The following is an 11,855-nucleotide window of genomic DNA, read 5'->3' as shown; positions in this document are numbered from 1 at the left end:
GCGGCAGCGGGAGCGTTCAGGAAGGCGCCGGTCAGGAATCTTTGCGATAGGTGCAGGGCCCGACGAGAGTCAGGCCGGCGAGGTGGGGTTTCTCCGCACGTCCGACGACCAGATAACCGCCCGGTTCGAGAGCCAGCGCCAGATTGCGCCAGAGCAGGGCACAGGTCGCCGCCCTTAGATAGATAGCCAGGTTCCGGCAGAGAATCAGGTTCCAATTTCCTTGCTGCGACGGAAAAAGTGCGTTTCCGACCGCCCAGTTCGTCGCCGCGAGCAGATCTTCGCGGACCTGCAGGCGGCCGTCGACCGGCGTCAGGTAGGCGTCCCGCAGCGACTGCGGAAACTGCGCCATTGAACCTTCGGCGAAGCGCCCCTGGCGGGCCTTTTCGAGCGCCGATTCCCGGCAGTCGATACCCCACAGGTCCGCGTCGCTTAGGCGCCCCGTCTGATCGAGCAGCGCGGCGACGGTGTAAAGCTCGGCCCCGTCGGAGCAGGCAGCGCTGAGCACGCGGACGCGTTCATCGGACAGAAGCAGGCGGGGCAGCACGGTCTCGCGGAGGTAATCGAAGACCGGCGCGTCACGGTAGAAACTGGTCGCTCCGATGAGGAGCGAATCGAGAACCTTCGCCGTCAACTCGGGACGCTGTTCCAGCAGCCGCCGGGCGTCCGTGAGGGATTCGACCTTCAGCATCCGCAGACAGGCTGGCAGGCGACGAAGCAGCGGCGCCAGTCGATAGTTGCCGACGCATTGCCGCCCCCGAGCGAGCGCGAACTCCAGAAAGGCGTGCTCCTCCGGCGTTCCCGGTTCCGCTCCCGCAGGAGGAACGGCTCCCCACGGCGGAACGGCAGGAGCACGCGCGACGAAGGTTGCATCGTCCCGAGGCGTACAGGGCGTGCCCTGGAAATCGAGACCGCGGAACCGATCAGTCGGATCGGGAGCGCTCCGAGGTTGCGATAGGGCTTCCATGTCGCCGGGACGTGCGGGATCGGTAAGGCTGGAGTCGGAATGGGTCATGACGCGAGGGAGTCGATTTTCGCGTCGACGGCGGGGAACTCCAATCCGGAACACGGCGTTCGATCGGCCTACCGGAAAAACTCCTGGACGCTCCGCCGCACGTTCGTCCATTATCGCTCCGGTTTCGATTCCTCGGCGCCCGCAATCCGCCGGTTCAGGGCGTTTCGGTCCGGCGAATGAGATAAAGGCGACCGTCTTCGCCCCCCAGAAGGACCTCCCGGAGGCCGTCGCCGTCCCAGTCGACCGACGTGGGGCAGGTGGTGTGGCCTGCCAGTTTCCGACCCGCGAGCGGTCCGGCGTCCTGGAACTTCATGGCGACGCCGGTCGCATCGTCCGGCGTGACGTTCCTCAGCAGCCTGGCGTTGGCGTCGTTGACGATCAGGTCGCCCTTGCCGTCGCCGTCGTAATCGACGAAGCAGAGCTTCCGCCGGCCGCTCTTCCCCGCCCGCTGATCGTTCAGCCGCAGCGGCTCGCCCTGGTCGTTCTGGAAGACCCGCTCGCCCGGCGCGAGCAGGAGCTTGCCCGACGCTTCGTCGCGGAATCGTCGGAACCAGGCGAGATAGCCCTCGTGATCGAGCACGACCAGATCGACCAGGCCGTCGTCGTCCAGGTCGGTCGCGATCGGCGAGGTCCGCCACTGCGTGACCAGCTCCCGCGGTTCCGGCTTCTTCCAGTTCCATTCCGGATAGGGCGGCTCTCCCGGCCAGGCGACTTCCACCGGCCGCGCGGCCGCGAGAGTCGGCGGGGAGCCCGTGCCGCGGTACCACTCGATTCGGCCATGGATCGAGTTCACGATCAGGTCGAGCGCCCCGTCGCCGTCCCAGTCGGCGACGTCGAGGACCGTGTAGCCCCACTTCGCCTCGGCAGGGCCCTGAATCGATCCGTTGCTGCCGGCTTCGATGCGGAGCGTCTTGCCGTCCGCTTCGAGCAGCTTCGGCGGCGCCCACTTCGGCGGATCGCCGCCATCCAGGTTCTCGATGAAGCCGATATGCCCGGCGGTGTTGCCGCAGATCAGGTCCTCGTCGCCGTCGCCGTCCCAGTCGACGCTGACCGGGGTGACGAGCGCGCCGAACTTCACCTCGTCGGCCTGCTGCTGAAAGTAGACCGGCTGCCGGAAGATGGGCACGCCCCCTTCGACCTTGCCCGTGTGTTCCACCAGCGCGATGCGTCCGTCCTCGTCGCCGACGATCAGGTCCATGTCGCCGTCGCGATCCCAGTCGAACGCGGTCGGCGTGATCATCTGGACGTTCATGGCCAGCGGCACGCCGGACTGGTCCTTCAGCCGGACGCCTGCCGCGTACTTCGGCTCCTTGCGCGTCCCTTCGTTGGCGAAGTAGGTGAAGCCGTCGAGGAATTCGCCGCAGAGCAGGTCCAGATCGCCGTCGCCGTCGAAGTCCGCGAAGCTGGGCGACGGCATGCCGTAGGTATCGATCGGCTGGCCGTTCGCGAGAACCTTCTGCGCTTCGGCGTACTCAGGCTCCTCCTCCGTGCCGACGTTCGTCAGCAGAAAGACGTAGCCGTGCAGCGGGCCGTTGGTCCAGTTCCCCTGATCGTCGTAAGCGTCGTCCCAGCCGTAGTCGCTCCAGTCCTCGATCCCGACGATCAGGTCGTCGTCGCCGTCGCCGTCGTAATCGAGCCGGCGCCACTGGTTCGCGCGGAGCTTCATCCCCTCGGTCGGAACCTTCGCCGACGCAGGCAGCGGGCGGCTTCCGTCATCAGGAATGATGCCTCCCGGCGCGACGAACCATTCGCGTCCCGGCGTCAGCAGCGCGGTCGGAAGTCCGTCCACGTACGACGCCTGGACGTTCTTCAGCGCGGGACCGACACGCACGCCCGGTCGGAAGACGGGGAACTTCTCGCCCGGCTGCGACGGATTCTCGAACACGAACGTGCCGTTCTGCGGCACGTCGGGGCACGACACGACCAGGTCGTCATCGCCGTCGCCGTCCCAGTCCATCGGCATCGGCCACGCCCAGAGCCCCACGCCCAGATCGACGACCAGCGAGTCGTCGCCGTACCGCTGCGGCTCGACCGTTCCGAGTCGCTGCGCAGTGCCTTCCTTCGTTTGTCCGTGCAGGACCGCAGGCGAGAGCGACGCCAGCCCGAGCAGCAGCGAACCGAGCGACGCCCGGACGATCGAGGGAGGAATCCGCATGGCGAAAAGTTCCGGCAGGGAAGCGGCAGGAGGGAAGCTGATTGTAAGCCGAGCGAGGAGGCGATTCCCGCCAGATCGTTAACCAGCAGGGTGGCGCCGGTTGTCTCAACCGGCGCGGGCGCAGCCCGTCGGAGGCCTCGCTGCGCCGGCAGCGTCGAGTCGCAGCTGACCATCCCGGAGGACGAACGGAGTGGACGCCGAAGGTATCGTGCCGAACGGACCCTGTGGCCTCCGATCCGCTGCGCGGACGCTGGTTGAGACAACCAGCGCCACCCGGCTTCTGCGATCGCTCTTCGTCTGCACGTTAGCGACACGCCATCGCCTGCCCACAAGCCCGAAGCTTCGGACCATAATGTTCTTTCGACGGACCCGCCCGCGGAACCCCTCCCTCCCTTGCCGCGAACGAGGAGATGCGATGCGACGAAGAACCTTCCTGCAGCAGATGGCCGCCGGAGCGGGCGCCGCGCCGCTCGTGCTTACCTGGGGTCCGCGCGTTTTCGGACAAGAAGGCGCCGCCGAGGCGGAGGTCGCCCAGGCGGGAGGCGCCGACTGGATCGTCCATAGCGAGGTCCCCCACAACGCCGAGCCGAAGCTGCCCGGCCTCATCGAGGAGTGGATCACTCCAGTCGAGAAGTTCTTCATTCGCAGCCACGGACCGAACCCCACGATCGACGCGAAGGCCCATCGCGTCGCCGTCGGCGGACTGGTGGAGAACGAACTCTCCTTCTCGGTCGACGAACTCCTCGAGAAGTTCCCCGCGGCAGAGACGACCTGCACGCTCACCTGCGCCGGCAACCGCCGATACGAGCACAGCAAGACGAAGCCCGTCGGCGGCGTCCAGTGGCGCGAGGGCGCCATCGGCAACGCGACCTGGACCGGCGTCAAACTGATCGACGTCCTCAAGGCCGCGGGGGTGAAGCCCGAGGCGAAGCATGTCTGGTTCGACGGCGTCGACACCCACGACGCGCATGGTCACGAGACCGTCTTCGGCGGGTCGATTCCGATCGAGAAGGCCTTCGCCGAAACCGAAGAACACTACTGCCTGCTCGCGACGCAGATGAACGGCCAGCCGCTGAACGTCGATCACGGCGCCCCGATCCGCGGCATCGTCCCGGGCTACATCGGCGCCCGGTCGGTGAAGTGGCTGGGGAAGATCACGCTCGCGAATCGGCCTTCGCCGAATCACTACGTCGCCGACGCTTACCGGCTGGTCGCGCGGGACGAACCGCTCGCCTGGGCCGAGGCGGGCATCCTGTACAACATTCCGCTCAACGCGGCGATCTGCTTCCCTCCCGACGGCGCCAAGTTGGGCGAAGTCCGGAGAATCCGCGTCGCCGGCTACGCTCTGCCGCCCGGCGACCCCGGCGTGACGGTCTCCGAAGTGCATGTCTCCGGCGACGACGGCAAGACCTGGCGTCGGGCCGCGCTGCGCCACGCGGAGAAGGAGTTCTGCTGGGCCCTCTGGCGGGCCGAGATCGAGGTCTCCGCCGAGAACCCGACGCTGGTCGTGCGGGCCATCGACTCCGCCGGCGGCCGCCAGCCCCTGATCTCTCCCTGGAACGCCAAGGGTTACATGTACAACGCCTGGCACCGGGTGAAGCTGGAGGGGTAACGATCCCTTGAGGGAACGGGCTCGGCTAGCGGGGGACGGAAGTCCCCGGAGTTCGTCGATCGAACTTCGTGTCGTCGTCGAACCCGCCCTCGTTCGTCAGGCTCGATGGCTCTGTGTGCCATGCCCACATCGCCGAAGGCAGGGTGGGCATGCAAAGGGCCGCCCGAACCTAACATGCCCACCCTGCTGCGCGATGTGGGCATGGCACACAGCACGTTTGAGACTTCGGTCGAACCGCAACAACCCTTCCGTCCTCCGCTCGCCTCGATTGTTCAGGAGCCCCTGTGACCTTCCGCGAGAAATCCGTCTTCATCACCGGCTCGGTGCAGGGTATCGGGCTGGCGATCGCGGAACGCCTGGGCAAGGCGGGCGCGGAGGTCGTCCTGCATGGACTGGAAGAGGCTAAGGCCGACGACGCGCTCGCGCGAGTCAGCGCGACGGGGGCGAAGGCACGCTTCGTCGGCGGCGATCTGGCGCAGGGTCAGCCGGGCAACATCGCCGAGATCGTCGAGCGGGTCTGGCAGGAGGGGCCGGTCGATCTGCTGGTCTGCAACGCAGGCACCTACATCGACGACGCGTTTCTGGAGATGAGCTACCAGAAGCTCGACCTGACGCTCCGCTTGAACGTCTATGCCTACTTCCTGACCGTTCAGGAGATCGCGAAGCGCTGGGTCTCCGCCGGCACGCTGGGGCGGATCGTCCTCGTCGGGTCGATCAACGGAAGGCTGGCCGAGGACAAGCATGTCGCCTACGACGCCAGCAAGGGCGCGGTCGAGGCGATGGTCCGAAGCCTGGCCGTGTCGCTCGCTCCGCACGGCATCCGCGTCAATGGCATGGCGCCCGGGCTGCTCTATACGCCGCTGACGTCGCCGGCCCTCGACGACCCGCGGTTCCTGCAGTGGATGAAGCACCATACGCCCAGCGGCGAAGTCCCCGGCCCCGAAGCCTGCGCCTCGACCGTGGAGTTTCTCCTCTCCGACGACGCCTGGCACGTTCGCGGCCAGATGATCTTCGTCGACGGCGGCATGTCCGCCTGGCAGCAACCCGACCCGCCGGCGGAATGGATCTGACGCTTCGCTGTAGCCGGCGTTCTGACGTGAAGCAGGCTAGCGGGGGACGGAAGTCCCCCGAGTCCGTCGATCAAGCGCAGCGACGATCGAGCGCTTTTGCGCGCCGCGTCGGCCCAGCGGTCGGATTCGAAGTTGAGCGACGTCGTACGGATGTTCGCGGCCTGCGGTCGCTTGCCGGACTCGGAGGACTGTCGTCCCCCGCTGGCCTGAGAACAAACGAAAAGAGCCGGTCGTTCCCGACCGGCTCTTTCGATGGTTACCGACATCGTTCCCGAATCGTCGGGATCAGTCGCACGTCGCGCAGGTCGTGGCCGGAACTTCGCACTCGACCATGCGGTAGCCGGTCAGAACGCATTCGTACGTCGTGTGCGGCTCGCTGCGGCAGACGATCCGGTCGACCGTTTCGTTGACGACGTAGGGCACGCTGACCGTATACGTCTGCAGGGTCGTCTCGGGAACCTGACGATAGGTCATGTGGGTCTCGACCCGCGTGCGAACCTCAGGGCGATAGGTGGTGTAGCTGTACGTCTGCGGGACGTAGTGCGTCGTCGCCCGGACGACAGGAACCTCACGCGTCCGCGTTTCGTAACGGCAGGTCGTGACAGGGTACTGGTACGGAACCTGGTACGACTCGTACCGGCAGACCGGGACCTGAATCGGTTCCCAGATCGTCTGCGGAACCCAGCAGCGCCGCGTGACCCACTCGCCGCACTCGACCGGTTCGCAGACGACCTTGCACGTCGTCACGCAAGGCGTGCAGCAGGGGGCATGGCAGTGATGCGAATGCCATCCGCACGCGTGGCGCCAGCCCAGCCGGCAACCGAAGTGGCCGCAGGGGCGTCCGCAGGTGGTGGCGTACGCGACGTCCGCGCAGCCGACGCCGCAGGTCGGCACGATGCGCGTCTTATAGACCGTGCGGGAGACGTACTCCTGCGATTCCTCCCAGTGGCCCGTCGTGCGACAGACCATCTTCTCCACCATGTCGACGTGCGTCCGAACGGCGGTGCGATAGCCGGTCCGCATCTCGGTTTGCGGAATGGCGACGGTATAGGGCTGCGTCACGTACTCGGTATGCGTTCGAACGACCGGCACGTTACGAACCGCGGTCCTTACTTCGGGAATCGACACGGTGAAGGAGCGCGTCACCTGGCGGGGCTCGGCGATCGTGCGATAGGTCGTCACCTCGCGCTGCCGGGTTTCCTGGCGGTAGCACGTCCTGGCGACGGTCTCCTGCACGATGTCGTAGTGCGTGGTCCAGCAGGTCCGCGGAACGCTCTGGTAGACCGGCTCGCAGCGATACGACTTCGCCACGCACGGAGCGCAGACTTCCGGCGCCGCGGGCGAGATGCACAGCGGCGCGCAGACCGGTGCGTGCCAATGGCAATGGTGCAGGTACCGGGCACACGCGTGGTGACGATGCCACCATCCTGCTTCCGCCGAGCCGGCGAACGACAGGAGCATCGCAGCCGCCAGAGCGACCGCGGAACGGGAGACGAACGACATGGTTGCTGAATCCTCGGGGCGACCGAACGAATCCGATTCCCTTCGAGTTTCCCGCTCCTCCGGAGCGTGCTGTCGCCGGAAATTGTAGTCTGCCGCCGAACGAATCGAATCTGCCGGTCGCGAAAGCTGGGCAAATTGATCGTCGGCAAGGTCTGAGCGGAGGGCGTGAGCCCTCCGAGGACGCCTATCGAACGGAATACGACGGTCACGCCGGCATTTCTCTCGGAGGGCTGACGCCTCGCCCGCTCAGTGCGGCGCCTCGGTCGCGTTCCAGAAGCGAATCGCCGGCTCCGAGCGATCGTGGTCGTAGCCCAGGCAGGAAATCGAGGCCGTATCGAGACGGAACAGCCGGCCCGCCTCCGCCCCCTGCCCCAGAAAACGCCCCGCGAGGGCGCGCAGAAAGTGCCCGCTGGAGAAGATCAACACGTCCCCGTCCAGCCGACGGAACCGATCGAGCACGCGATCCGCCCGGGCGGCGACGTCGGCGGGCGATTCTCCGCCGGGCGCTCCGTCCCGAAACAGGCTCCATCCGGGACGCGCAGCGCGGATGTCGGCGCCGAACTGTCCCTCGTATTCGCCGTAGTCCCATTCATAAAGATCGGGCAACGTCACCGCCCGCTCGCTGAATCCCGCCAGCCGACAGGTCTCCGCCGCGCGCTGCAGGGGGCTCGTCCAGACGACGGAAAACTCGCGACCCGCCAGTCGGACTCCCAGCCTTCGCGCCTGCTCTTCCCCGCGCGGCGTCAGCGGAATGTCGGTCCGGCCGGTATGTCTGCCCGCGGCGCTCCATTCCGTTTCCCCATGACGGACGAGGCAGGCGATCGGTAACGCGTCATACATCAGCCGTTCCTTGGTGTCAGGTCCCGGATAACTATCGCAGGCCGGCGACCCGGGCCGGCGATCGGGGCCGCCCCGGTCAGCGTCCGCCTGCAGCAGGTTAGCCGCGAGCGCCTTCCGGGAGAATTCGCCCAGCCGACGTACGGAGACGAGCGGCGTAGAATTGAGCGAACGTCGAACGCCCTCTCCAGGAGTTGCTCTGATGTCTCTCGAAACCCGGTCCTCGACTCCCGAGACGAGCGGAAACGAGAAGGAGACGGCCTCCTTCGCCGAGACCGCGCTCACCATGGGGGGCAAGTCGGTCGACGAGGCGAAGCGGACCGGCGCCATCGACAAGGCCGACGATCAGGTCGAATCGCTGTTCGAGGAACGCTATCGCACCTCGGCCAGTCCGATCCACGTCGCCGTCTGGGATCGCAAGATCGCGCTCGACGAGTTCGAGCCGCAGCCGACGGAGACGCCGGCCGACGTCCAGAAGGTGATGGACGATTCGATCGCCGTCGTGCGCGATCTGCATCAGAGCAAGACGCTGCTCGACGAGCAGGGCAAAATCCGCGAAGAGGCCCTGCAGCGACTCTCCGCCGTCGGCTACTGGGGCCTGCTCGTCGACCGGAAGTACGGCGGCAGCGGCGCCGACTTCCGCTCCTTCGCCGCCTTCCTGACGCGCATGGCGACGGTCAATCCCACGATCGCTGGTCTCGCCAGCGTGCATGGGTGCATTGGCGCCGTCGACCCGATTCAGGCCTTCGGCAACGAAGACCAGAAGGCAAAGTATCTGCCCAAGCTGGCCTCGGGCGAACGGCTGTCGGCCTTCGCGCTGACCGAACCAGGCGCGGGCTCCGACCTGACCGCGCTCAAGACCACGGCCCGACTGGTCGGCGACCAGTACCTCGTGACGGGCGAAAAGCTGTTCATCACGAACGCGACGTGGGGACGGACGATCGGCCTGGTCTGCCTGATCGAGGGGAAGCCCGCCGTCCTGATCGTCGATCTGCCCGATGCGGAAAGCGACAACTTCCGCTTCCGACCCTATGGGTTGCACGCCCTCAAGCACACCTGGAACCGGGGGCTGATCTTCGAAGACTTCCCCGTGTCGAAGGAAAACCTGCTCCTGCCGACGGCAGGCAACGGGCTCACCATCGCCTACCACGGTCTGAACCGCGGACGGATCGCGCTCTGTGCGAACGCCGCCGGCACGATGCGGATGATGCTGGCGAGCATGCTCCCCTGGTCGAAGTACCGCATCACCTACGGCGCCTCGATCGACAAGCGGGAACTGGTGCTCCGCCGGGTCGCGCGGATCGCGGGCCTGATCACCGCGGCGGACGCGCTCACGGCTTGGGGGAGCACGCTGCTCGATTCGGGCTTCCGGGGCGAGATGGAATGCATCGTCGCCAAAATCTTCGGGAGCGAAGCTCAGAAGGAAGCCGCGATCGAGCTGTTCATGAAGACGCACGGCGGGCGATCGTTCCTGCACGGGCACATGTTCGGCGACCACGTCCATGAGTACCTCGCCCCCTGCATCTACGAAGGCGAAGGCGAAATGCTCGCCATGGCCTTCTTCAAGTCGCTGGTGAAGAGCCACGGCGTCAAATACTTCGAACCGGTCGGCAAGGCCCTCCAGGCCGCCGGCATCAAGCAGCCCAACATGGCGAATCCGGCCCACCTGTGGGCGCTGAAGAACGCCATGGGACCTTATGCCGGATGGATGGCGAGCAGGTACCTTTCGCCGAACTCGTCGCCTGACCTGTCGCGGCTGCCCGAGCCGCTGCGGGAGCATGCCGCCTTCGCCTGCGATGCGTTGCAGGATTCGTCTGTCGAGATCAGCGGCGCCATGCGGAAGCATCAGCTCAAGCTGGCCGACCGGCAGCTCCGCATGGCCGAGCTCTCTTCGCGGGTCCAGAAGATGACGATCATCCTCTGCACGGCCCTGTTCGCGGCCAAACAGTCGGACGAGACGGTGCGTCTCGCCGCGGCGCAGATCTGCGGCGACCTCCGCCGGGAGCTGACCGGCCGTCGGCCCTCCGACCGCGAGTACCGCGCCGCGCACGACCTCGGCGCCCGGATCGTCTCCTCCGGCTTCCCCGGCCTCAGCGACATCGTCCCCGCGGACATCCTGATGCGGTATGACGAAACGGCGTGAGCGACCTATCCTCCCTCCGTAGGGCGGTCGCCGCGCCGTCGCTTCGTCCCGTTTTTCGATCGGTCGATACCATGCCTCGTCTTTTCCTCCGCCGCGCGACTGCCTTTCTGGCGGCGTCGGGCCTCCTGATCGCTGCCTTCGCCGGCCCGCAGGCGGATGCCTGCTCCCGGGCGGTCTATTTCGGCAAGGAGGGCCAGACCGTCACGGGCCGGACGATGGACTGGATCGAGGACCTGCACACCAACCTCTGGATCTTTCCTCGCGGGATGGCCCGCGACGGCGGTCTAGGCAAGGGATCGCTCGAATGGACGAGCAAGTACGGCAGCCTCGTCGCTTCGGTCTATGAAGGGGGCACGGCGGACGGCATGAACGAGAAGGGCTTGGTCGCGAACCTGCTCTATCTGTCCGAATCGCAGTATCCGCCCGCGGACGACGACCGACCCACGATCTGCATTACGGCTTGGGCGCAGTACGTCCTCGACAGCTTCGGGTCCGTCGCGGAAGCGGTGGAAGCGCTGGAGAAGGACGAGTTCCGCATGGTTCCCGTCGTCGCCCCCAACGGCGCCGAGGGGACGGTCCACCTGGCGATCTCCGACCCGAGCGGCGATTCGGCGATCTTCGAGTACATCGACGGCAAGCTGGTCGTCCATCACGGTCGGCAGTACCAGACGATGACGAACTCGCCCATTTTCGAGCAGCAACTGGCGCTCGACGCGTACTGGAAGCAGATCGGCGGCACGGTGATGCTCCCCGGCACGAACCGCGCAGCGGACCGCTTCGCGAGGACCTCGTTCTACGTCAACGCCTGCAAGCAGTCCGCCGACCCGCGAGAGGCGGTCGCCAGCGTCTTCAGCGTGATGCGCAACGTCAGCGTTCCCCGCGGCATCAGCACGCCCGACCAGCCCAACATCGCCTCGACGCTCTGGCGCGTGGTCAGCGATCAGAAGAACCGCGTCTATTACTTCGAGAGCACCGCCGGTCCGGGCGCTCTGTGGGTCAAGCTCGACGGGATCGACTTCGCCGCCGGCTCCGGCACGCGGAAATTGACGCTCGTCGGGAACCCCGACCTGGGCGGCGATCAGACGGCGAACTTCCAGAAGGCCGAGCCGTTCAAGTTCCTCGCTCCGCCGGCAAACTGAAGCGACTGATTGCTTGCGTGCCTTCGGCGCACGCGATCGAGGCTTACGCGGCGAAGCGCTTCGCCGCGCTCGGAACCCCCGGCTAAGTCCGATGTCAGGCCCAACCTTCGTCCGGTCGCGTAACCGGCGAAGTTCCTGAAGGCCGAAGCTCGCTCGCTTCCTCTGCGAAGCGAGCTCGAAGTTAAGCGCCGGGGCGCCGCTGCTCCCCGAACGAACGCGCGGCGAGCGCGCCGGCCGAGATCCGTCCCGATCGCCAGGCCAGGCGCTCGAAGGTCCAGGCGCGCGGCGAGCCCTTCTCCGAAATTTGTTTCGGTCGCTCATGCCAGGCGAGACGCCGCCTGCGCGCGCTTCGACGGCTTCTCGTAAGGTGCATGAGAGCGTCGA

At 66.6% G+C, this 11,855-nt stretch carries 8 protein-coding genes; 4 read left to right on the top strand and 4 right to left on the bottom strand.

The genetic code is table 11. The annotated features are described in order from the left end of the window. Positions 1 to 31: 31 nt before the first annotated feature. Positions 32 to 1,012 (bottom strand): CheR family methyltransferase, encoded by a 981-nt coding sequence (locus SH602x_RS10695; protein ID WP_479476780.1) that lies wholly within the window; start codon positions 1,010 to 1,012, stop codon positions 32 to 34. A 154-nt stretch (positions 1,013 to 1,166) separates the two neighbouring features. After that, positions 1,167 to 3,167 (bottom strand): FG-GAP repeat domain-containing protein, encoded by a 2,001-nt coding sequence (locus SH602x_RS10690; RefSeq protein WP_479476779.1) that lies wholly within the window; start codon positions 3,165 to 3,167, stop codon positions 1,167 to 1,169. A gap of 415 nt (positions 3,168 to 3,582) precedes the next feature. Here SH602x_RS10690 and SH602x_RS10685 point away from each other — a divergent pair, with 415 nt between their 5' ends. Together SH602x_RS10685 and SH602x_RS10680 are read left to right on the top strand one after the other, a co-directional pair. Continuing rightward, positions 3,583 to 4,779, top strand: coding sequence for a molybdopterin-dependent oxidoreductase (locus tag SH602x_RS10685; protein WP_479476778.1), 1,197 nt, complete (start codon positions 3,583 to 3,585; stop codon positions 4,777 to 4,779). Positions 4,780 to 5,063: 284 nt separating this feature from the next. Next, on the top strand, positions 5,064 to 5,849 hold the full coding sequence (locus tag SH602x_RS10680; protein ID WP_479476777.1) for an SDR family NAD(P)-dependent oxidoreductase: 786 nt from the start codon (positions 5,064 to 5,066) through the stop codon (positions 5,847 to 5,849). Between the two features lie 285 nt (positions 5,850 to 6,134). On the opposite strand, the gene SH602x_RS10675 is transcribed toward SH602x_RS10680, so the two are convergent. Together SH602x_RS10675 and SH602x_RS10670 are read right to left on the bottom strand one after the other, a co-directional pair. After that, positions 6,135 to 7,352 carry a hypothetical protein gene (locus tag SH602x_RS10675; protein ID WP_479476776.1) on the bottom strand — a complete coding sequence of 406 codons (1,218 nt, stop codon included), beginning with the start codon at positions 7,350 to 7,352 and terminating at the stop codon, positions 6,135 to 6,137. A gap of 246 nt (positions 7,353 to 7,598) precedes the next feature. Further along, positions 7,599 to 8,192, bottom strand: coding sequence for a histidine phosphatase family protein (locus SH602x_RS10670; RefSeq protein ID WP_479476775.1), 594 nt, complete (start codon positions 8,190 to 8,192; stop codon positions 7,599 to 7,601). Between the two features lie 199 nt (positions 8,193 to 8,391). Here SH602x_RS10670 and SH602x_RS10665 point away from each other — a divergent pair, with 199 nt between their 5' ends. Continuing rightward, complete coding sequence (locus tag SH602x_RS10665) at positions 8,392 to 10,332, top strand: acyl-CoA dehydrogenase family protein (protein WP_479476774.1); 1,941 nt, start codon at positions 8,392 to 8,394, stop codon at positions 10,330 to 10,332. A gap of 71 nt (positions 10,333 to 10,403) precedes the next feature. Continuing rightward, positions 10,404 to 11,471 carry a linear amide C-N hydrolase gene (locus SH602x_RS10660; RefSeq protein ID WP_479476773.1) on the top strand — a complete coding sequence of 356 codons (1,068 nt, stop codon included), beginning with the start codon at positions 10,404 to 10,406 and terminating at the stop codon, positions 11,469 to 11,471. The last annotated feature ends 384 nt before the right edge of the window (positions 11,472 to 11,855 follow it).

This window comes from Lignipirellula cremea (assembly GCF_056501455.1).
This window is presented reverse-complemented; position numbering and strand designations above follow the sequence as displayed.